21 protein-coding genes are annotated in these 21,850 nt (G+C 56.1%); 6 read left to right on the top strand and 15 right to left on the bottom strand.

Translation table 11 applies throughout. The features are described 5' to 3' along the window. Positions 1-82: 82 nt before the first annotated feature. Entirely contained in the window at positions 83-634 is a 552-nt protein-coding gene (locus tag WG938_RS02055) for an adenylate kinase (RefSeq protein WP_339977041.1), read from the bottom strand. After that, positions 634-1,974 carry a preprotein translocase subunit SecY gene (gene secY / locus WG938_RS02050; RefSeq protein WP_339977039.1) on the bottom strand — a complete coding sequence of 447 codons (1,341 nt, stop codon included), beginning with the start codon at positions 1,972-1,974 and terminating at the stop codon, positions 634-636. The genes WG938_RS02055 and secY overlap by 1 nt, the downstream gene beginning before the upstream one ends. Positions 1,975-2,131: 157 nt before the next feature. Here secY and WG938_RS02045 point away from each other — a divergent pair, with 157 nt between their 5' ends. Genes WG938_RS02045 through WG938_RS02035 form a run of 3 tightly spaced genes read left to right on the top strand, consistent with a single transcriptional unit; the run spans position 2,132 to position 6,905 of the window. Beyond that, positions 2,132-4,930 carry a cation-translocating P-type ATPase gene (locus WG938_RS02045; protein WP_339977037.1) on the top strand — a complete coding sequence of 933 codons (2,799 nt, stop codon included), beginning with the start codon at positions 2,132-2,134 and terminating at the stop codon, positions 4,928-4,930. 32 nt (positions 4,931-4,962) lie between these two features. Beyond that, a complete protein-coding gene (locus tag WG938_RS02040) occupies positions 4,963-5,697 on the top strand; it encodes a 6-carboxyhexanoate--CoA ligase (RefSeq protein WP_339977035.1) in 735 nt (244 codons plus the stop codon). Further along, on the top strand, positions 5,697-6,905 hold the full coding sequence (locus WG938_RS02035; RefSeq protein ID WP_339977033.1) for an aminotransferase class I/II-fold pyridoxal phosphate-dependent enzyme: 1,209 nt from the start codon (positions 5,697-5,699) through the stop codon (positions 6,903-6,905). Before WG938_RS02040 ends, WG938_RS02035 begins: the two co-directional genes overlap by 1 nt. A 95-nt stretch (positions 6,906-7,000) precedes the next feature. On the opposite strand, the gene rplO is transcribed toward WG938_RS02035, so the two are convergent. The 12 genes from rplO to benA all read right to left on the bottom strand — a co-directional run bounded on the left by rplO (position 7,001) and on the right by benA (position 18,053). Continuing rightward, complete coding sequence (gene rplO / locus WG938_RS02030; RefSeq protein ID WP_339977031.1) at positions 7,001-7,447, bottom strand: 50S ribosomal protein L15; 447 nt, start codon at positions 7,445-7,447, stop codon at positions 7,001-7,003. 7 nt (positions 7,448-7,454) lie between these two features. Continuing rightward, positions 7,455-7,640: a 50S ribosomal protein L30 gene (rpmD, locus tag WG938_RS02025; protein ID WP_339977029.1), complete on the bottom strand. Its 186-nt coding sequence runs from the start codon at positions 7,638-7,640 to the stop codon at positions 7,455-7,457. A gap of 3 nt (positions 7,641-7,643) precedes the next feature. After that, positions 7,644-8,267: a 30S ribosomal protein S5 gene (gene rpsE / locus WG938_RS02020; RefSeq protein ID WP_339977027.1), complete on the bottom strand. Its 624-nt coding sequence runs from the start codon at positions 8,265-8,267 to the stop codon at positions 7,644-7,646. A gap of 37 nt (positions 8,268-8,304) precedes the next feature. Then, complete coding sequence (gene rplR / locus WG938_RS02015) at positions 8,305-8,703, bottom strand: 50S ribosomal protein L18 (protein WP_339977025.1); 399 nt, start codon at positions 8,701-8,703, stop codon at positions 8,305-8,307. Beyond that, entirely contained in the window at positions 8,703-9,239 is a 537-nt protein-coding gene (gene rplF / locus WG938_RS02010; RefSeq protein WP_339977023.1) for a 50S ribosomal protein L6, read from the bottom strand. Before rplF ends, rplR begins: the two co-directional genes overlap by 1 nt. A 14-nt stretch (positions 9,240-9,253) precedes the next feature. Continuing rightward, positions 9,254-9,652: a 30S ribosomal protein S8 gene (gene rpsH / locus WG938_RS02005; protein ID WP_339977021.1), complete on the bottom strand. Its 399-nt coding sequence runs from the start codon at positions 9,650-9,652 to the stop codon at positions 9,254-9,256. A 443-nt stretch (positions 9,653-10,095) separates the two neighbouring features. After that, on the bottom strand, positions 10,096-11,004 hold the full coding sequence (locus tag WG938_RS02000; RefSeq protein ID WP_339977019.1) for a GDSL-type esterase/lipase family protein: 909 nt from the start codon (positions 11,002-11,004) through the stop codon (positions 10,096-10,098). 328 nt (positions 11,005-11,332) lie between these two features. Next, a complete protein-coding gene (locus WG938_RS01995) occupies positions 11,333-13,993 on the bottom strand; it encodes a helix-turn-helix transcriptional regulator (protein WP_339978730.1) in 2,661 nt (886 codons plus the stop codon). A 74-nt stretch (positions 13,994-14,067) separates the two neighbouring features. Then, the gene (locus tag WG938_RS01990; protein ID WP_445292874.1) at positions 14,068-14,907 is read right to left on the bottom strand and encodes a 1,6-dihydroxycyclohexa-2,4-diene-1-carboxylate dehydrogenase; all 840 of its coding nucleotides are present in this window, start codon (positions 14,905-14,907) and stop codon (positions 14,068-14,070) included. Beyond that, positions 14,907-16,004, bottom strand: a complete 1,098-nt coding sequence (benC, locus tag WG938_RS01985; protein ID WP_445292873.1) for a benzoate 1,2-dioxygenase electron transfer component BenC — start codon at positions 16,002-16,004, stop codon at positions 14,907-14,909. The genes WG938_RS01990 and benC overlap by 1 nt, the downstream gene beginning before the upstream one ends. A 23-nt stretch (positions 16,005-16,027) precedes the next feature. Continuing rightward, positions 16,028-16,522: a benzoate 1,2-dioxygenase small subunit gene (benB, locus tag WG938_RS01980; protein ID WP_339977017.1), complete on the bottom strand. Its 495-nt coding sequence runs from the start codon at positions 16,520-16,522 to the stop codon at positions 16,028-16,030. Between the two features lie 34 nt (positions 16,523-16,556). After that, positions 16,557-18,053, bottom strand: coding sequence for a benzoate 1,2-dioxygenase large subunit (gene benA, locus WG938_RS01975; RefSeq protein ID WP_339977015.1), 1,497 nt, complete (start codon positions 18,051-18,053; stop codon positions 16,557-16,559). A gap of 494 nt (positions 18,054-18,547) precedes the next feature. Here benA and catA point away from each other — a divergent pair, with 494 nt between their 5' ends. The 3 genes from catA to catC all read left to right on the top strand — a co-directional run bounded on the left by catA (position 18,548) and on the right by catC (position 20,982). Beyond that, positions 18,548-19,405, top strand: coding sequence for a catechol 1,2-dioxygenase (gene catA, locus WG938_RS01970; RefSeq protein ID WP_339977013.1), 858 nt, complete (start codon positions 18,548-18,550; stop codon positions 19,403-19,405). A 97-nt stretch (positions 19,406-19,502) separates the two neighbouring features. Then, entirely contained in the window at positions 19,503-20,627 is a 1,125-nt protein-coding gene (locus WG938_RS01965; RefSeq protein ID WP_339977011.1) for a muconate/chloromuconate family cycloisomerase, read from the top strand. 73 nt (positions 20,628-20,700) lie between these two features. Beyond that, positions 20,701-20,982 (top strand): muconolactone Delta-isomerase, encoded by a 282-nt coding sequence (gene catC / locus WG938_RS01960; protein ID WP_339977009.1) that lies wholly within the window; start codon positions 20,701-20,703, stop codon positions 20,980-20,982. A gap of 94 nt (positions 20,983-21,076) precedes the next feature. Here the strand turns inward: catC and pcaD are convergent, their stop codons facing one another. Then, positions 21,077-21,847, bottom strand: coding sequence for a 3-oxoadipate enol-lactonase (pcaD, locus tag WG938_RS01955; protein ID WP_339977007.1), 771 nt, complete (start codon positions 21,845-21,847; stop codon positions 21,077-21,079). Between the last annotated feature and the right edge of the window lie 3 nt (positions 21,848-21,850).

The following is a 21,850-nucleotide window of genomic DNA, read 5'->3' as shown; positions in this document are numbered from 1 at the left end:
CCACTTTCCGAAAGCAAAAGGAGGATACGCAGTGCGTATCCTCCTTGGGTTCGTGACTCATGGCCACGCCAGCAAACTAAAACTACTTCAGCTTCTCAAGTTCAGCCATCGTGCGCTCGTTGATGTCCGCAACGGTGCCCTCTGCCTTGATGGTGACCAGCTTGTCCTTGTAGTAGTCCAGCAGTGGTGCAGTCTCGGTTGCGTAGACCTGCATGCGGTTGCGGATTACTTCCTCGGTGTCATCGGCACGACCGCGGGCGAGCATACGCTCGACAACGACGTCCTCCGAGACATCGAACTGAACGACACCGTTCAATGCGAGGCCCAAGTCCTCAAGAATGCGCTTCAACTCGCCAGCCTGCGGCACGGTACGTGGGAAACCATCCAGCAGGAAACCACCCTTCGCGTCGTCCTCAGCAAGTCGGGACTCAACCATGCGAACCGTCACATCATCAGGAACAAGGTTGCCAGCGTCAATGTAAGACTTAGCTTCGATGCCCAATGGAGTGCCTTCGCCAATGTTGGCGCGGAAAAGGTCGCCGGTAGAGATGTGAGGCACACCGAGCTTCTCGGACAGAATAGCTGCCTGAGTGCCTTTGCCGGCACCTGGAGGACCAAGGAGGACGAGTCGCATTACTTCAAGAACCCTTCGTAGTTGCGTTGCATCATCTGGCTTTCAATCTGCTTCACCGTGGTCAATGCAACACTGACCAAAATCAGCAAAGCCGTACCACCAAACATACCGCCACTTGAACCGCCGCCTTGAGCTCCGATACCAAGATCCAGCATGAAGTTTGGAAGAACTGCGATGAGACCCAAGTAGATGGAGCCCACCGTCAGCAAACGGGTGATTACATATCCAAGGTACTCTGCCGTCGGACGTCCCGGACGGAAACCTGGAATAAATCCGCCGTACTTCTTCATATTGTCAGCCTGCTCGTTCGGGTCGTACTGCACCGAGGTGTAGAAGAACGCGAAGAACACGATCATGGCAAAAAAGAGAACGATGTACTGCCAGCTCGATGGAGCCAACAGGTACTGAATTACGTTGCGCTGCCACCAGTTGTCACCGCTTGGGTTGTCCTGACCAGACTGCACGATCTGGGTGATCAGAACTGGTACGTAAATCAGCGACGACGCAAAAATCACTGGAATAACGCCAGGCTGGTTAACCTTCAGCGGCAAGTAGGTGGAGGAACCACCGTACTGGCGACGTCCGACCATACGCTTCGCGTACTGCACTGGAATGCGACGCTGACCCTGCTCAATGAAGATAACGCCAACGATCAGTACGAACACTGCTGCCATGACGGTGCCGAATACAACGCCACCAGAGCCCTGCAGAATTCCCGCACCTTCGGCAGGCATACTCGATGCAATACCCGCGAAAATGAGCAGAGACATGCCATTGCCGATGCCACGATCCGTGATGAGCTCGCCCATCCACATCACGAGAACTGCACCTGCGGTCAGCACAATGACCATGACGACCATGTCGAAGACACCGGAGCCTTCCAGCAACAGCGACTGATTACCGCCGAGCAATGCGCCACGGTCAGCCATCGCCACAATGCCTGAGGACTGCAGAAGTGCCAACGCAACCGTCAAATAACGCGTGTACTGCGTCATCTTGTTCTGGCCGGTCTGGCCTTCCTTTTTCAGCTGCTCGAAGTGCGGGATCACGACTGTCAGCAGCTGCACAATGATCGACGCAGTAATGTACGGCATGATGCCGATGCCAAAGATGGCCATCTGCAACAGCGCGCCGCCGGAGAACAGGTTAATCATCGAGTAAACACTCGACTGATCCTGAGTGATCTGGTCGAGTCGAGCACTCACTGTCTGGTAATCGATACCTGGAGTGGGGATCTGCGCGCCGATGCGGTACAGAATGATCATGAACAGAGTGAACATGATCTTCTTCCGCAGGTCTGGATCACGCAAGGCCGCCAGTACGCCTGACTGCACGTGCATCCTCCTGAGTTCGCTTGTCGACGACCTCCTCGTTGAGGCGTCACCGCAAACTGATAGTTGACATTGTTGGACGATGGAAGTCTACCAGCGTAATCGACTTGTGACTAACACCAGTTCGTCGAATGTGGGGGCAACAGAATCGACTTACCATGGCAGTATGACCAGCTACAGAGCCTCCAGCACACAAGTCATTACTGAATTCGACACTGATGCCAAAGCGGGGCTCACGTCAGCAGAAGCTGCGCAGCGCATTGAACGGTTCGGCCCAAATGAACTGCGCTCGTCGGAAAGCGATCCGCTGTGGAAGCGAATTCTCCGTCAGTTCAATGACCCTTTGGTGTACTTGCTCATTGTCGCGATGCTCATTTCGATGGCCGCGTGGTGGTTCGAAGGCCGCTCGGGTTGGCCCGTCGACGCGACAGTGATCGCCATAATCCTGCTGGCCAACGCAGCGATTGGCTTCTCGCAGGAGCAAAAGGCAGCAGATGCAGTAGCCGCATTGGCGGATATGACGCAAGCAACGTGCACGGTGCTTCGTGCCGGCGCTCAGCAACAACTCCCCTCTTCCCAATTGGTCCCAGGCGATATTTTGTTGCTGTCCGAAGGCGACACCGTGGGGGCAGATGCACGCCTACTCACGGCATCAGCACTAACCGTGCAGGAAGCATCATTGACCGGCGAATCGGTGCCGTCAGTGAAGGATCCCGGCGATATCACCGAAGAGGTGCCTCTTGGTGATCGACACAACATGGTGTTTAAAGGCACATTCGTTTTTCAGGGTGTCGGCACTGCAGTCGTAACGGAAACGGGCATGAACACCGAGATGGGTTCCATTGCGGACATGCTCGATCGCACCGAGCAGGACGAGTCACCTCTGGAGCGCGAGATCGCGAAGGTGTCGAAGCTACTGGGCGTGCTGGTCATTGTCATTGCAGTTGTCGTGATGGCAACGCTCGCATTCATCACCGAGATCACCTCAGCACAAGACATTGTGGACATTTTGTTACTAGGTGTCTCACTCGCTGTAGCAGCGGTTCCCGAAGGTTTGCCGGCAATCTTGTCCCTGGTTTTGGCCATCGGTGTCCAGACGTTGGCTCGTCGTAACGCAGTCATGAAATCTTTGCATTCCGTGGAAACGCTCGGCGCCGCGAGTGTCATTTGCTCCGACAAGACTGGCACGCTTACGCGCAATGAAATGACGTTGCGTAGCATTGTGACGGCATCCGGCACCACCACTCTCGACGGTATTGGCTACTCTCCGACCGGTTCCAGCACTTCACGTAACGACGACTCCGCTGCCGAAGCACAAACCCTCTTGGCTGCGGGATGCATCGCCAACAATGCGAGTTTGACAACATCCGATTCCGGCGAGCCCGACATCGTCGGCGACCCGACCGAAGCTGCGTTCTTGGTCGCTTGGCCAAAGTTGTCACAGGAGTCGGTCGCTGACGTGGAACGTATTGCTGAGAATCCGTTCACGTCGGATCGGAAGATGATGTCCGTCGTTGTTCGGAATAGCAATGCCAGCAGCAATGACCAGCCCGCACTAACTATGTACGCCAAGGGCGCGCCCGATGTGTTGCTTCGCCGTTGTGTCGCTGAACTCTCCGCGTCTGGGATGGCGGAGCTTACACAGGAGCGTAGTCAAGCGTGGGAGGCAACTGTTGAAGAGTTGTCGAGGGACGGCTACCGCACGCTCGGAGTCGCGATGAAGCAAGTGCCGGATACGGCACGTAGCGCAGCTGACAGTGAGTACTCCGAGGAGGGACTTGTCTTTCTCGGTGTCGTGGGCATTATCGATCCGCCACGAACTGAAGCAGCGAAAGCAATTGAGCAGGCGCACGGTGCGGGCATTCGCACAATCATGATCACCGGCGATCACCCAGTAACTGCGCAGCGGATTGCGTCGGATTTGGGCATTTTCTCGGAAGGCCACCGCACGGTCGCAGTGACTGGGCAAGAGCTAGATGCGATGAGCGCCGAGGAATTCAACGAGACGGTTCTCACCACGGATGTCTACGCGCGCGTTGCACCGGCGCACAAGCTCAATATTGTGGATGCGCTCCAAGCACACGGCCACGTCGTGTCAATGACCGGCGACGGCGTCAACGATGCGCCAGCCTTGAAGAGCGCTGATATCGGTGTCGCCATGGGCATCACTGGCACAGAGGTGTCTAAGGAAGCAGCCACCATGATTCTGGCCGACGACAACTACGCGACCATCGTCTCTGCCGTCCGTCAGGGCCGTGGCATCTTCTCCAATATCCGAAAGTTTTTGCGCTATTTGCTCAGCTCGAATATGGGCGAAGTCATTACCGTGTTCGCTGGTGTAGCCCTCGCAGCAGTGTTCGGCTTACGCGAACCCGGCAGCGAGAATGTCATTTTGCCGCTCTTGGCAACTCAGATTCTGTGGATCAACCTGGTCACGGACTCTGGCCCTGCTCTAGCAATGGGGGTCGACCCTATTGATGACGACATCATGACCCGCGCTCCCCGCGACCCCAAACGAGCGATTATCGATGCTGATATGTGGAAACGCATCATTTTCATTGGCCTAGTCATGGGCTTTGCGACGCTGCTGACTATCGACATCTTCCTCCCCGGCGGGCTCATCGCCGGCACTGACTCCATCGAGGTGGCCCGCACAGCTGGGTTCACCACACTGGTATTCGCCCAGCTGTTCAACGCATTAAATTCTCGAAGCGCTCACGCGTCGGCGTTCCACCATCTTGGCGCGAACGGTTGGCTATGGGGTTCGATTTCGTTGGCTATTGCCATGCAGATTGCCGTCGTCCATGTGCCGTTCCTGCAAGTAGCCTTTGGCACAGCAGCGCTGGATGCAGCGCACTGGGGTGTGGCAATTGGCATGGCTTCGCTGGTGCTGTGGTTCGAGGAGATCGCCAAGGTCGCCTACCGCATGGCGCATAAGCGAAATTCACATAAACCTGCAGCATAGCGTCCAACTTGAACGGTGTACAGTAATGTTTCGTGACTGTATATAGCATCCGAATGCGCTCCAGCCAGAACGGCCACCACATCTCAGGAGCGGAACGTCTCGTCGCCGCCACCGATCTTGAGGAACTAGCCGCTCGCATGACTAATCGTGCGCTGACGCATTCCAAGGGTTGCGCTGACGACATCGTGATCAGCATCAATGCCGTGGCACCCGCCGATGTGTGCCGAGTGCCTGCCCTCACGCCGGTACAGACCAATTGTCAGAGCCCGGATCACGCACGCGAACTTATGCACCAAATACTTAGCGAATGTGGTGTGCAGTGTACCGATACCATCGTCGCCGCAATGTACTCCGTAACCGGACTTCGCGGAGCCATGCTCATTGACGCAAAAACCGGACAACGCCTGGAATCGGATCTCCAGCGGGGTGTCCGAGCCAGCGCTTTCGACGCAGAGATCAACAGCGTGAGCGCGGAAAACAAGGATCACTTTCACGAGGCACTGATCCTCGCCTCCAAAGTTCAAAGCGCTCCACACATCATCGCAGAAGTGTGCATTTCTGACGATGTCGACTACACCAAGGGCTACATCGCCACCAACGACACCTTCTACCGGGTGCCCAACATCAAAGACATGCACTCACCGCTTGGCACAAGAGCATTCATCTACGACGGACCACTCGATGAAGTGTCCGCAACCATTGACTACCTCGAAAACACTCCGTGCCTCATTCAGCTTGACCCCAACAAGTTCGAGGCACACCGCTAATGTCACACCAGCCCACCCCACAATCAGCTTCCACGAATCGTGCGTCCCAGTGCCGCACTCCGCTCACCGATTCCGCTCGGACCCGCAACAAAGAGTGGGCTGCACGTGGGCTACGTCGACAGCTCTCCACCTTTTCGACGGCACAGTTGCCACATGCGGTCGTCGATAAGCGCGAGTATCTATTGTTTTCATCCTCCGACTATCTGGGCCTCTCGACGCACCCCAGACTCGTCGAAGCAGCTACCGAAGCACTGCGCACCTATGGGGTCGGATCGGGCGGATCCCGCCTCACCACTGGCACTTCCCTACACACCGCCGCCGAACACGCACTCGCTCAGTTCTTTGGTGCGGACGATGCCGTCCTCTTCGCCTCCGGCTACCAAGCCAACTTGTCGACGATCGCCACAATCGCCACAGCCGACGTCCAGATCTTCTCCGACGCGACTAATCATGCTTCCATCATCGATGGTTGCAAGCAGGCTGCCGCAAAAGTCACGGTCTTTCCTCATCGGGATTACGTAGAGCTGGATCGACTATTGGCGCAGTGCCCTGCCGACAATGCGCTGGTTATCAGCGACGGTGTGTTCTCCATGTCCGGTGCACTAGCCGATGTCAAAGAACTGCATCGAGTCTGCCAGAAACATGGCGCTTGGCTCATGATCGATGACGCTCACGGCACCGGTGTTATTGGCAAGGACGGTCACGGATTATGTGCTGCAGTTGGCGCAATCCCTGACATTCTCGTCGTCACCGCCAGCAAGGCTTTGGGCTCTGAAGGTGGAGCTGTCATCTGTTCAACCGAGATTGCCGAACTATTGCGAAATCAGGCACGCAGCTTCGTCTATTCAACGTCCCTAAATCCCGGGTCGGTAGCCGCAATTATCGCTGCCCTTGACGTTGTGCGCACCCAGACAGAATTGGTCAGCACACTGCAGTCGAACATTTCCTACTTGCGTCAGTCACTAGGAATAGCATCGGCTTCGGAGAATCCAACTCTCAACGCCCCCATCATTCCACTGCCAATCGGCGATGAGGAGCGGGCTATGTCGGTTGCAGCCGCGCTACGCGACGAAGGCATATTTGTGCCTGCCATTCGCTATCCCACAGTGCCACGAGGCCAAGCAATGCTGAGGCTCACCATGACAGCACGACACACGACAGCTGATATTGACCGGGTCGTTAGTGTTGTGCAGCGGGCATCGTCGTAAAGCCTCTGCAGAAATAGAAAAAGCCCCCACGGGAAGGAAAAATCCTTCGCCGCGGGGGCTTTAAAGATCAGTGCTCATGCACTGTCACAGATGGCTTACGCCTCGGTGACAGAACCGCCAGCTGCCTCGATCTTGGACTTTGCGGAGCCCGAGAACTTGGTAGCGGTGACATTAACAGCAACCTTGATGTCGCCGTTGCCCAGCACCTTGACTGGCTGCTTCGGGCGAACTGCGCCCTTTGCAACCAGGTCAGCGATGGTGACGTCGCCGCCCTCTGGGAAGAGGCGCTCAAGATCAGCCACGTTGACAACCTGGAAGGTGATCTTACGTGGGTTCTTGAAGCCCTTCAGCTTTGGCAGACGCATGTGAAGTGGCATCTGGCCACCCTCGAATGCTGCCGAAACCTGCTTGCGAGCCTTGGTGCCCTTGGTGCCGCGACCAGCGGTCTTACCCTTGGATGCCTCACCGCGGCCAACGCGGGTCTTGTCCTTCTTAGCGCCAGGAGCTGGAGCCAAGTCGTGGAGCTTAATTGGATCGCTCATTAGTAACCTACTCCCCCGCTACTTCTTCGACCTCGACCATGTGGCGAACTGCGTTCACCAGGCCGCGGACCTCTGGGGTATCTGGGCGAACCACCGACTGGTGGCGACGCTTCAGACCGAGAGTGCGCAGCGAGTCCTTCTGATTCTGCTTGGTACCAGCGGTACCACGGACCTGCGTAATCTTCAGAGCCATGACTTAAGCCCCCTGTCCAGCTCGTGCGCGCAGCATGCCTGCTGGTGCAACCTCTTCGAGAGACTTGCCACGACGAGCAGCAACTTCCTCAGGTCGAACCAACTGCTTCAGCGCGTCAACGGTTGCGTGGACAACGTTGATTGCATTGTCCGAACCGAGGGACTTGGAGAGTACGTCCTGAATGCCTGCGCACTCAAGAACTGGGCGCACTGCGCCACCAGCGATAACACCGGTACCAGGAGCAGCTGGGCGAAGCATAACGATGCCTGCTGCTGCCTCACCCTGAACTGGGTGGGTGATGGTGCCAGCAATCATTGGAACGCGGAAGAAGTTCTTGCGAGCCTCTTCTGCGCCCTTCTGAATTGCAGCTGGTACTTCCTTAGCCTTGCCGTAGCCAACGCCGACCATGCCTTCGCCGTCACCGACGATGACCAGAGCGGTGAAGCTGAAGCGACGACCACCCTTAACGACCTTGGAAACTCGGTTGATGGTTACGACACGCTCCAGGTACTGCGAGCGCTCGTCCTGCTGCCGACGGTTGTCGCGACCCTCGCGACCGCCGCGGCGGTTGTTGTTCTGGTTGTCGGCGGAGTCACGTCCGCCATCACGCCGTTCACGTCCCGGCATCACGCGTTCCTTCCGTAGAACTTATTGGTCTGCATCATTAGAACTTCAGGCCACCTTCACGAGCGGCATCAGCCAGAGCCGCAACGCGACCGTGGTACTGGTAGCCACCGCGGTCGAAAACGACCTTCTCGATGCCAGCTGCCTTGGCACGGTTAGCGATCAGCTCGCCAACCTTTGCTGCCTTAGCGGTCTTGTCGCCGTCAAAGCCCTGCAGATCTGCATCGAGAGTCGACGCAGCAGCCAAGGTGTGGCCGACGGTGTCGTCGATGACCTGTGCGGACATGTGGCGAGAAGAACGGTGCACAACGAGGCGTGGTGCCTCTGCAGTGCCGCGAATGTTCTTGCGCAGACGCGCGTGACGGCGAGCACGGGCTACACGACGACGAGTCGAGATGTCCTTGCCTACCGGGAGGCGCTTTTCGTTGGTGTTGCTCATTACTTACCCGTCTTTCCGACCTTGCGACGGACATGCTCGCCCTCGTAACGGATGCCCTTACCCTTGTAAGGGTCATCCTTACGGAGACGACGGATGTTCGCGGCGATCTGTCCGACCTTCTGCTTATCGATACCTGCGATGGACAGCTTGGTGGTGCCATCGACCTCGAAGGTGATTCCTTCAGGAGCCTCAATAAGAACAGGGTGGGAGTAACCCAGGGAGAACTCGAGGTCCTTGCCCTTCTTAGCAACGCGGTAGCCCACACCGAAGATTTCCATCTTGATGAGGTAGCCCTCGGTTACACCAACAACCAGGTTGTTGATGAGGGAGCGGGACAAACCGTGGAGAGAGCGGTTCTTGCGGTTATCGTCTGGGCGGGTGACGACGATTTCGCCGTCTTTCTGCTCAACCTTGATTGGCTCAGGAATGGTGACAGAAAGTTCACCCTTTGGGCCCTTCACGGTGACGTCCTGACCATCAATGGTTGCAGTGACGTTGCCCGGAATAGCTACGGGGTTCTTGCCGATACGCGACATTGTGTAATTCCCCCCTACCAGACGTAGGCGAGGACTTCCCCGCCTACCTTCTTCTCAGTTGCCTGACGATCAGTCAGCAGACCCTGAGACGTGGAAATGATAGCCACGCCCAGGCCGCCGAGGACCTTTGGCAAATTGGTGGACTTAGCGTAGACACGCAGACCTGGCTTAGAAACACGGCGAACGCCAGCGATAGAACGCTCACGGGATGGGCCGTACTTCAGGTTCAGAGTAAGGGTCTTGCCGACCTTTGCATCCTCGACTGCGTAGTCCTCGATGTAACCCTCCTGCTTGAGGATTTCAGCGATATTAGCCTTGAGCTTGGACGACGGCATCGAGACGGTGTCGTGGTACGCATTGTTTGCGTTACGCACGCGCGACAGCATGTCGGCGATTGGGTCAGTCATGGTCATGGTTAGTGACCGATTCCTTTCTCGCTACGGTTCCGTCCCACCTCGAAGCACACACATAAGTCAGGCCAAAGATGACTGAGACTTGGAAGCGCACTAAAACGTTATTCTCGCGATTTCGGGCTACTGGCGCCGTACCAGTTCAATAGCCGGTCCGGCTCGCCACCCGTGACGCGGGAGACGCTGTAAGGCGAGGGGCCTTTAGCAAAGTTGTTACGATTTACACCCGAATCAATGTGGTACCTACCTGCGACGCCACCAGTGGTGAACGCACAGAAAAATAGCCCTCATTGAGCGGACTGCCTGAGACTACCAGCAACCCTGCCCGATTCCCAAATCCCCTTTTTCGGCACCGTTGCAGGCAGGGGTGGCTTTTACGCCTTCCTATACGCCATAGAAATGACGAAAGCCCTCCCACAAAAAGTGGGAGGGCTTAATCGAATAGCTTAACGAAGGCCACCAGCAATGATGTTGCCCATCGCGTACTCGCCAGCGATGGTTGGGTGGTTCGTCATTGGCCCGAGAGCTGGGTCTGCGAAACCTGCGACCCAACGATCCGCATCGTTAGGGTTACACGTACCGTGTCCAATGGACTGCTGGTACACGTCAATGAAGTGCGAGCCAGAGTAGTACGCCGCGCTCGCAATCGTGTCACGGAATGCTTCCTGAATCTGGGTAGCACCTGGAGCATCGATTGGAATGGTCTGTCCTGGCAAGTTGACCAGACACAGCTTGTCACCGGTTGCGTACTCAGGGTACGAGGTCAGGGTAACACGAGCGTCTGGAGCAACCTGCTTCACGCGATCCTTCACCTGGCGCATGGTGTCACGGTACACAGTTGGATCCATGTTGACCTGGCCCATCATGCGACCCCCAACGTCAACCCACTGCAGTGCGTCCATACCGCCGTACATGAGGACAACTTCCTTGGTACCTGGACCAAGATCGCCCTGAGCAATTGCTGCCTCCACGTACGCGAGGAGCTGAACGACTGGCATGCCACCGGTACCGTTGCAGGACCAGTCACCTACGGACATATTAAGCTGGCCAGCAGCAATCTTTGGCCAGTTCTCCATGTCCGTTGCACAGTTGGCAACCAGTGGATTCTGACCTGGCTCGAGACCACGCGGGCCAGCCTTGCCAGCGTTTGCGGTAAAGGAATCGCCGAACGCAACAAATTCCTTATTACCTGGAGCAGGCGGGAAGCTAATTCCAGGAATTGCCGGGGATTCAGGCATTGCAGGCATTGGAGGAAGTGCCGGCTGCGCGGAGGCGGCTCCTGCACCAAGGCCCAAGCCAGCTACTGCAACAGCAGCTACTACTGCAGAGCGGAGCTTCGTAGACATCTTCGCCATGTTTATACGTCCTTAAGTCTTGATGTGGATCGATCTCACGCGCAGGTAACAAAACCATGAGAAGAACTGACAGTTTTATCGCGCGCACAGATTTCAGCTATTGACGCTAACGAACATGACAGCTTTACACAATTAGTAAGGTTGAGCCACAGTAGCTACATCCTTTAACGGTAGTCACACTTGCGACGCTCCCACCTGCGCACATCCCCGTCCATCTAATTTATCGGCATTAAATGACGTTCCCCCCATCGCGGGTAGCCCCATGTCCTACAAGCCTCTCTTAGGGAATTCTCCGCACACGCTTACCCAGATCAAAAGTGAGCGTTATTCACCCGTGCTGGATCCCTTTCATCGCAGCGGGTAACTCCGCTCTATTTCGAATACCGAGCTTTCGGTAAGCGCGGGTGAGATGGTACTCAACCGTTTTCGGCGATAAGTATAGCTCGCTCGCAACATCTCGATTAGTCGCGCCCTGCATCACAAGCGCCACAATTTCGTGCTCTTGTGGTGTCAGCCCCGTGTCCGTTTTCTCTCGCGGCCCCAGACCCGCAGCTCGTCGCTCGCGGTTGCATCGCTCGACGAACGCCGTGGCCCCCATACTCGAGTACACCTCACCAGCACGCGCAAACATCCCTTCTGCTTGCCGACGCTTCCCCACTCGACGCAACGATTGTCCGTATTCAAAGAGTATTCGAGCACGATACGCGGGCATAGGTAGGGTTTCGATCTGTTCGACCGCTTCATCAGACAATGCAATCGCCTTTTTGATATCCCCCTCAGCGAAGTGCAGCTGAGCTTGCACAGCCATGAGCTTTGCAGTCAGCGAACCAGTTAGTCCCGGCCGATCGAGACTCATCTCAAGTAATCGCTTCGCCTCTCCGGCGTGACCACCTCGTAGGAACGCAGTGATGGCGACGTCTTCCCATGGCCAGAATCCAGGCTGCAAAATGCTGCCTTCATCATGAATATCCACCAGTTCGCGCGCCGAACGTACTGCGGCATCGAGATTGTTCTGCCGCAGCATCGCCAGCATTCGGCACATTGCTGCTGGAATCCTCTGAATTCGGAAAGAATCTTTGGGCAGGTTCATTCGTGACAGGTAATGCTCGTAGAGCGACTTTTCTCCACGGAAAAGTGCGATTTGTGCCCCTGACCACAACAGCAGTGGTTCCAGTGACTTCTGCCCGAATCTTTCTGCGCGAGCAAGGCCGCGCTCGACTGTCACGGCTCCTTCAGTGAAATCTCCCAAGACGAAATGCGTCCGAGCAAGCCACGCATACTGCCAGGTACTAATACGCTCAGACCCTTCGATGCCTGGCACAAACTGCAAATGCTGGCGGGCCGAAATGGGATCATCAGCAGCAAGGCTCAGCCAACCCAATGCCATATTGCGCCGTTGGATATGCAACGGCGATTCCAACGAATCATGTTCGTCCGTGGGGAGCGTCTGCGTCAACGCTCCTTTAGCTACAAGTCCGATCAACTCCGCTTCAAGTCGCGTCGTTGATCCTGGCTCGGCCCATTCACCTACCTTTCGAACCCACGCGTTGGTTTCCCTCAAATTCCATTCCAGCAGATGGAACAATGTCATCCGAGCAGCTAGTCTCGCGCCTGCTTCGCCACGATGCTTTCCAGACTCGTCGAGAAGCGAACGCGCACGGTTGAGTGCCCCAGCTGCTACTCCCCGATTGCCAGATTGAGTGGCAAGATAGCCGATCATTGATTCTTCTTGCACAGTCGATGCCTGGTAGACGAAACTCTGCGCTCGCAAACTAGCTGTGGGAATATCACCAGCAGCAATGAGGGCTTCAATGGAATCGATGTGCATTGACTGCGCGATATTGGTGTCAACGGTGTAATTGCCCGCAATACGCAGGAGAGCAGATGCAGAGCGCCAGCGACCTTCGCCAATGAGCGTCTCGACGTAGTCGCGTAGCGCCGTTGCCGATTCTGTGGACAGGCGTTGTTCGGCAAGAGCTGTATGGAACGCAGCCTCATCTGGACGTTGAATCCGTGTATAAAATTCTGCCGCATTCGAGTGCAGTTCGGCAGTTGTTCCAGGCTGAGTCAGTGCTTGAACAACGTATCGATCACGGGCACGAAGAAAACTCACCTGGGGTGGTGCTTTCATCGGCCGAACCGCAATAAACCCGATACGCACCAACTCATCGACGACGGTAGTGTCATGCCCCAACTCATTGAGTAACTCAAGCGGGCAATCCCCTTGTGTAATGGCAATGGCCGACAGCGCAGACTTCAGCGTTTCGATGTCAACCCTCTCGGAACTACGCAAGCGACGCTGCAATGACGACTTCCAGCGCCCTGGAATAGGAATCTCAGGTCCTGGCTGATGCCAATACTCTGCGGATTCGGCGTTCATTACTTCGCGCACCAAACCCGGCCACCCATGCGTCACCAAATGCAGCTGATCCACTGTCGCGCCATCAAGGTAGACACCATGCTCCGTGAGAACATAGGAGGCAAGTTCTTGCAGGTCGAGGGGTTGTAGCTCGAATACTTCGTCGGCAAGTGCTTCTAGATCCACAATGTCTGGAGCAGTCACGTGGTGCTGCCCGCGCGCGTCGCTGGCGATGCAACAAACTAGCGCGATCCGGCCAGCGGTGGACTTTCGGGCCAGACCGATGAGGAACTGCAACGACGTCACATCACAATGGTGTGCGTCATCTACTACCAGAACTGATGAGCGGTCCTGCGCATCGAGGTGATCTGTAAGCTCCGCCCGCGAGGTAAAGCCGAGACGCGCAGCCACTTGCTTTACGACGGCTCCCGCGGTCTGCGCTTCCCATGGCAACGCAGAAACCCGGGTCACTGTGTACCCGGGCAGCGTCTGCGCTAAATCATGTGCAATGGACGACTTGCCAGTGCCAACGGCACCGGAGATTTGCACGACAATCCCATCTCCGGCATCACGCTCCCGGATTTTCCCAGCAATATTGTCCAGCTGAGATCCTCGGACACCACGATGCATAGTCACGCGATGTAGTTTACAAGCCGGCGTGTTCGGTTCGGCTTAGTTTGTATAAATGGGCTAGTGCGCTTCGACTAGCCTTGATCCCCTCCACCAACGGGGAGCACGGAACCAGTGATGTACGACGCTTCCCTTGAGGCTAGGAAGCAAATTGGCGCAGCTTGTTCGTCAAGAGTTCCGTAGCGACCAAAGTAGGTCGAATCTGTGGTCTGCTCAACGATCTCGTCGTACCACTGTGCTTCTTGCTCTCCCTTAGGAGCAGGACCGCGAGCAATGGTGCGTGGTGGCGCGAGAGTTCCGCCCGGCGCGGCTGCAACTACCCGCACACCGTGATGCGCTGCCTCCTTGGCAAGTGCTGACACGATGCCGTTGACGCCACCTTTCGCAGCTGCGTATGGCACTCGGTTGATGCCACGCGTTGCTACCGACGACACATTCACGATGGTGCCGCCACCGTTATCGATCAGAGCTGGCAAGGCTGCGCGGCACATCCACAACGTTGGGAAGAGGCTGCGACGGATCTCCTTCTCGATCTCATCCACCGCATAATGCTCGAATGGCTTCGCCCAAATCGTGCCACCGACATTATTAATAAGGACATCGACGCGCCCAAATCTATCGATGGCAGTAGCGATCGCCTTTTCCGCACCTACGTATGTTTCCAAGTCAGCAGTTGCAGCGTGTGCGCCGGGCAGCTCGTCAGCAACAGAAAACACATGCTCGTCACGGTCAACCGCAAGCACCTGTCCGCCTTCATGAGCGATTCGCTTTGCGACAGCGTATCCAATGCCCTGCGCTGCTCCGGTCACCACGACAACTTGTCCGGAGAATCGCCCAGGAGACAGAATCTCCTGTTCTGCTGCATCACCGACAGGTACGTGCGTCGATTCAGCATTATCCCGATTCATTGTCATTAGCGAGAAGCTCCTACCAGTGATTCTGCGCCTTCATCGACAGGCGTAGCAGTTGGCTTGTCGGCATCCTCAGCAACCTGCGATGACGGATTGAACTTCTCGAAGAAGAAGTTCTCTGGTGGGTTGTCCTGGTTGTTCAGGAACGTGCGAACTGCTTCGACCATTGGTGGTGGTCCACAAAGGTAGATGTCCGCTTCGCCGTTGTGAAGGTGCTCGTCCGCATCACAATGGTCAGTGACGTAGCCCTTCAACTCCGCAGTAGATTCCTTGTCCGCAACAACAACTGAGTAGTCGAAGTCTGGCAAGGATTCCTTGTACGACTCGATGCGCTCAAGCTGGACGACGTCGTGGTCGAATGTTGCGCCGTAGATGAGTCGCACGGGGACGTCGAGAAGCTCATCATTTGCGAGCTGCTCCAAGATGGAGAGAATTGGAGCCAAACCGGTGCCACCTGCGAGAAGCAGAATTGGGTTGACGGGTTCGCGGAGGAAGAAGGATCCGAAAGGCCCGGTCATGGTGAGGCGGTCGCCAACCTTTGCGGTGTCGGCAAGCCAGTTGGTCATGAGTCCGCCTGGGGTGTTCTTGATGAGGAAGCTCTGCTTGCCTTCCTTTGGCCCGGAGGAGAACGAGTAGGAACGGGTCTGGTCAGAGCCTGGAACCGTGATATTGATGTACTGACCAGGCAGGAAGTTCAGCTCGGTTGGCGTATCCAATTCGACTTCCAGGTGGAAGGTGGAATCCGACAGTGGGCGAACGTCAGTGACGGTGCCCTCGAAAGTGGATGCTCCAGTCTTCGCTGCGGCCGAGGTAGTGGCAACCTGCAGGACAATGTCGCTCAGTGGCTTCATCTGGCAAGGCAGGCAGTAGCCTTCGTCGAATTCTTCTGGGGTCAGTGCTTCATCGACGAAGGATCCTTCGTCGAAGTCACCCGATTCACAGAATGCCTTACAGGTGCCGCAGGCACCGTCACGGCAGTCGAAGGGGATGTTAATTTTTGCTTGGTAGGCGGCGTCGGCGACGGTCTGATCTTCGGCGCAGTCGATAAAGCGAGTGATGCCGTCCTCAAACGCGAGTGCTACAGAGTGATTACTAGTCATGTCAATTCCTTCGGTTGTTCTTCTTAGACCATGTAGACATCCACGATGTGGTGGATGTAGTCGTTCTTCAGGACAATGCGCTTGGACTTGATCAATGGCTTGTCGCCCGAGACATCCAAGGTCACGAATGTGGTGCCGAAGTAGTTGTCAGTGGTGTTGTAGCGGAAGTAGTAGTTGGTCCAGTTGTAACGAACATCCACTTCCCCTTCGCGCTCAGCGACGACTTCCACATTGGTGATGTTGTGGTTCGTACGTGGTTCAGGAAGGCTCGTTGCAGAGGAGCGGTCCGTGCGAATGCGGAAGACACGGTCTTCGAGTCCGCCTCGGTTCGGGTAGTACATGAGCGAGATCTCCGACTGCGGATCTTCAGTCAGTTCTCCGTTGTCATCCCAGGCTGGCATCCAGTAGTCAACTTCTGGGTGGTAGCACTGGAGCCATTCCTCGAACTGGCGATCGTCGAGAAGCCGAGCTTCGTAGTAGAGAAAATCTTCGGCATCGTGGCGGGTAAAGGTGGTCATTGAGTTCTCCTTGGGCTGCGTGTTGGGGTTCTGCTTAGCGACGACGACGGCGACGGCGGCCTGCACCCGCGCCTGATTCGGCACGCTTTGCGGCTGCTGCTGCCTTGCGTTGTTCGCGCTGCTCATGGAAGGCGCGCGTTGCAGCTTCGGCTGCCTCCGCATCGACGACAGACTTGGTCGACGACGACTCCTTATCCAGCGCAGCGTGCATGATCTCTTCCCAGAATCCGTGCTGGATTGGGTACAAGCCTTCGTCCTCGGTGCGTGCACCAGAGGAGAGCACAGAGTTCATTCCGATACCCTTGGCAACCTCGTTCGGGCCTGCGTCTTGGTGTCCGAGGCCACGGGTCATGTCATTCCATGGGAAAGCAGTGGCTCGGTAGGTCTTCTGGCAGGAACGGAATTCTTCCAGGTCATCTGGGGTCGCCATGCCGGTGGCGTTGAAGAAGTCCTCGTACTGGCGAATACGATTCGCACGAGCTTCCTTCGACTCTCCCTTGGGAGCGATGCAGTAGATGGTGACCTCTGTCTTATCCACGTCGATTGGGCGGATATGGCGAATCTGCGACGAGAACTGATCCATGATGTACACGTTCGGGTACAGGCACAGGTTGCGAGAGGCACCAACCATGAACTCGCCGATCTTCTCGCCGTACTGTTCCTTCAGCTCTTCTCGACGCTCGTAGAGTGGGCGGTCCGCCGGATTGCCCCACCACATCCACAGCGCCAAGTGCCCGTGTGGGAAGGAGAAGTAGCCGCCACCCTGCTTGCCCCAGGTGCCAGCGTCCATCGCCTTGGTTTCATTGGTGGATTCACCAGTACCGCGGCGCGCGGTCGTAGCTGCATAGTTCCAGTGCGTCGATGACACGTGGTAGCCGTCGGCACCGTTTTCGGTCTGAAGCTTCCAGTTACCGTCGAAGGTGTAGGTTGATGCACCGCGAAGAACTTCCAGACCTTCAGGAGACTGGTCGACAAGCATATCGATCATGACTGTGGCATCTCCAAGATGCTCTTCCAGTGGCAACACGTCTGGGTTCAGAGAACCGAAGAGGAAACCTCGGTAGCTTTCAAACTTGGCGACGCGTCGCAAGTCATGGGAACCATCCTTACGGAAGTTCTCTGGGTAGGCACCGTCTTCTTCGTCCTTCACCTTGATGAGGGCACCGTCGTTAGCGAAGGTCCAGCCATGGAACGGGCAGGTCAGGGTCATACGGTTGTCTGTCTTACGGCGGCACAGCATGGCGCCACGGTGAGAACAAGCGTTGATGAGGCAATTGAGTTCCCCATCCTTAGAGCGGGTGATGACGACCGGCTGGCGACCGATGTAGGTAGTGAAGTAGTCGCCTGGATTGGGGATCTGCGACTCATGTGCCAGGTAGATCCAGTTGCCTTCGAAGATGTACTTCATTTCCATTTCGAAGATTTCTGGATCAGTGAAGATCTCCCGATTGACTCGAACGATGCCTTCTTCTGGGCGATCTTCGAGAGCTCGGTCAAGGGTGCTGCGGATCTCATCGATCGGTGTGCTCATGGGGTACCTCCGAAAGGTTTTCTCAATTTTCTAGAACCACACTGCGGCTAGAAAAGGGGCTGGTGAATCAGCGAAAAATGACAACTTCTCGCTCATTGCAATCACCGTTTCATTGATTGCTTAGTCACCATTGTGGCTAATCGTTACGCAGATCACACTAGGGAAACACCTAGGGTTGACCAAGGGTTAAGAGCGGTAAAACCTAATACCTTTCACCACTAGCAGCGCATCTGACCAGCCCAAACAAGGGTGAAACGACGGCTTGCAATCCTTAAAATGAGACCTTTTCCATTATTTCGACCATTGACTTAGTCAGTGACCCAGGGCACAGTAATGGTCAATCCAGCAAGTGGAGTCACCGTCCACCCAGAGGGGATATCAGATTGGTTCTTCCAATCATTTTGACCATCTACTCAACTGCACTCCACCGTCTGGAACCCTCTCTACCCGTGATGCACCCCATCACTCCAACTTTCCCTGAAAGGCGCAATGCAATGTCTGAAGCAGAGCTGAACCCAACCGCACACGACTCCGGCAATAAGGCCAGTGAAAAGTTCATGAAGGAGCAGGTCACGTCTGACACCTCCAAGGAGCGTGCACAGGCCATCTACACCGACCTGCTGAAGGCAATCGCTGATGTTGCTCACAAGCACGAGATCACGTACGACGAGTACCGCGTACTCAAGCACTGGATGATTGCAGTCGGCCAGTACGGTGAGTGGCCACTGTGGCTCGACGTATTCGTTGAGCATGAGATCGAGAAGATCAACTACAACCGCCACAACTACGAGGGCACCAAGGGCTCCATCGAAGGCCCGTACTACGTTGAGAACGCTCCAGAGCTTCCTTCCGTATGCGAGATGCCAATGCGCGACAAGGACAAGGCAGCAACCCCGCTGTACTTCGCAGGTCAGGTCACGAACCTGAAGGGCGAAGGCCTCGGCGGCGCACGTGTCGAGCTGTGGCACGCAGATGAAGACGGCTACTACTCACAATTCGCACCAGGCCTCCCAGAATGGAACTTGCGTGGCACCATCGTCACTGACGAAGAAGGCCGCTACGAGATCAAGACTCTGCAGCCAGCTCCGTACCAGATCCCAGCTGACGGCCCAACCGGTTGGTTCATCGATTCCTACGGTGGCCACCCATGGCGCCCAGCTCACCTGCACCTCCGTGTCAGCCACCCTGGCTACCGCACCATCACGACGCAGCTCTACTTCGAAGGCGGCGACTACGTCGAGAACGACGTTGCTACCGCTGTGAAGCCTGAGCTTGTCTTGCACCCAGAAGCTGATGCCGACGGCGCAAACCGCGTTGATTACGGCTTCATCCTGGACGAGGACCGTGGCTAGTTCGTCAGCACAAACCTAGTGGTATTGGCCCTTTTCATGATTTATACATGGAGGGCCTTTTCCTCGTTAGAAAGTTCCGCAAGAAGGAGTTTTGCCAATGAGTTCCGACCTCAATGTTTCGAGGATCAGCACCCGTATCATCGATGTACCGCTCATTCGTCCCCATGGCTTCGCCACTTACACGGCAACCGCTCAGCCAATTCTGCTTGTTGAAGTGGAACTCGCTGGTGGAGCCAAAGGCTACGGCGAAGGCGTAGTGCCTGGCGGTCCATGGTGGGGTGGCGAAAGTGTTGAGACGATGCAGGCGATCGTCGAAAAGTACCTTGCACCCGCCACTACCAATCGTCCGGTGTCGGAGCTATCCGGCATTGTCCATTCGTGGGAGCGGTCAGTGGCAAACATGCGTTTTGCAAAGGCCGCCCTGGAAATTGCGCTTTTCGACGCATGGGCGCGAGCACTCAACCAGCCGGTTACAACGCTGCTCGGCGGCCAAGTACGAGACAAGATTGATTACACGTGGGCGCTGGGAGTACTGCCACTCGAAGAGGCAATCGCGGAAGTGCAGAGCCGAATCGATGAGTACGGTAACCGCAGCTTCAAGTTGAAGATGGGTGCAGGAAAGCCTGAAGACGACACCTCACGTGTAGTCGCACTGGTAGAAGCGTTGGGCGATAAGGTGGGCTTCCGCACTGATCACAACGCTAGGTGGTCTCGACTGACTTCGTTGCGTTACTTGCCGGAACTCGCAGAGGCCGGAGTCGAGTTGTTCGAGCAGCCAACTCCAGCGGCAGATTTGGCAACTCTGCGTGAGATCCGCCGTGTCACTGGCGTTCCTGTCATGGCGGATGAGTCAGTCTGCTCCCCTGGCGATGCACTCGCTGTCGTGCAAAGCGATGCCGCTGATGTTGTCGCCATCAAGACCACCAAAATCGGTGGACTCTTAGAGTCACAGCGGACCGTGGCAATAGCCAGCGCGGCAGGCTTGTCCTGCCATGGTGCCACTAGCCTTGAAGGTCCCTTCGGCACGGCAGCATCGGTCCACTTCGCGTGCGCAACCCCAGATATTGACTACGGATCAGAACTGTTCGGTCCGCAACTGCTGCGCGAAAGCTATGTGGAAACGCCAATGGAGTATTCCGATGGATATGTTCACCTTCCCGAAGGCCCTGGCTTGGGTATAGAACCCGACTGGTCTGCGATCGACTCGTTTACACGAAACTAGTCGCACACCTACTTTTCCTTCACCACCACTATTTCCTGCTCTTCCCCGATACATCACTAACTAAGGAGACCCAATGGCACTCTTCCATGTGCACATGAAGATCAACATTCCTCACGACATGCCTGCCGAGGAGCGCGAAAAGCTCTTTGCCGCTGAACGAGAGTTCTCTCAGAAGCAACAGAACTCCGGTAAGTGGCCGATGATCTGGCGTGTAGCCGGTCAGTTCGCGAATATTTCCGTCCTTGACGTAGCAGATGCTGATGAGCTGCATTCGATCATCTCTAGCCTGCCCATGTTCGAGTACATGGACATCAATGTCACGCCACTAGCCAAGCATCCCAACGATGTGAAGTAGCCCAAGATAACAAAAGCTCGCCCCTTCGGGCGAGCTTTTTTATTGGGTAACGTTTCGTGGAGTAGTACTGCACAAGTGCTGGCAGCACCCCTAGTTAGTTCAGGAAGTGCTCGCGCAGCAAACGATTGACCTCTGCTGCCTGTTCGATAGTTGGCAAATGTCCCGCCGGCGACAACACTTCCGCCTGACCGTTACTCACGCCATCTGCAATAAGCTGCAGCGTCTCAGGGGTCGTAGCTGGATCCTCGTCACCCGCGATGGTCAACACAGGCTGTTCAATCCGGGACAAGTCACTACTGAAATCCCACGATGCCAGTGCCTCACAACACTGCGCATATCCTTCGTCCGAGGTGGTGCAAATCATACGCACAAAGTAATCGCGACTTGCTGGGTGGTCGGCCAGGAACTCTGCAGAGAACCAACGGTCGACGATTGCGTCGGCAAGCGATGGCACTCCCTGACTACGGGCGGTCTGTGCGCGCTCAACCCAGCCCGAGCTTTCGCCGAACTTAGGAGACGTGCACAGCAACACGACGGATCGCACTCGTTCCGGGAAATTCGCTGCCAAATACTGCGCAACTGCACCGCCAAGAGACAATCCAGCAACGCTGAACTCAGCAACGTTGAGACGGTCCAGGGTCGCCAACACATCAGCGGCCAGGTCTGCGACTGTTGGCACATCCAGCGCAATCGGCGAATTGCCATGCCCGCGGTGCTCCAAGGAAATTACGCGCGCATCCCGGCTCAGCGCATCCATCTGGGGCAGCCACATGTCGTGGTTAGAACCCAATGATCCGAGCAAAACAATGGTGCTCTCACCGGATCCGAACTCGCGTGCATCAAGGATAAAAGGCGTGGTTGTCATGGT

Source organism: Corynebacterium sp. H113, from assembly GCF_037572315.1.
In the GTDB taxonomy this organism is placed as follows: domain Bacteria; phylum Actinomycetota; class Actinomycetes; order Mycobacteriales; family Mycobacteriaceae; genus Corynebacterium.
Note: the sequence above shows the minus strand (reverse complement) of the source record. Positions and strands in the feature narration are given on the sequence as shown.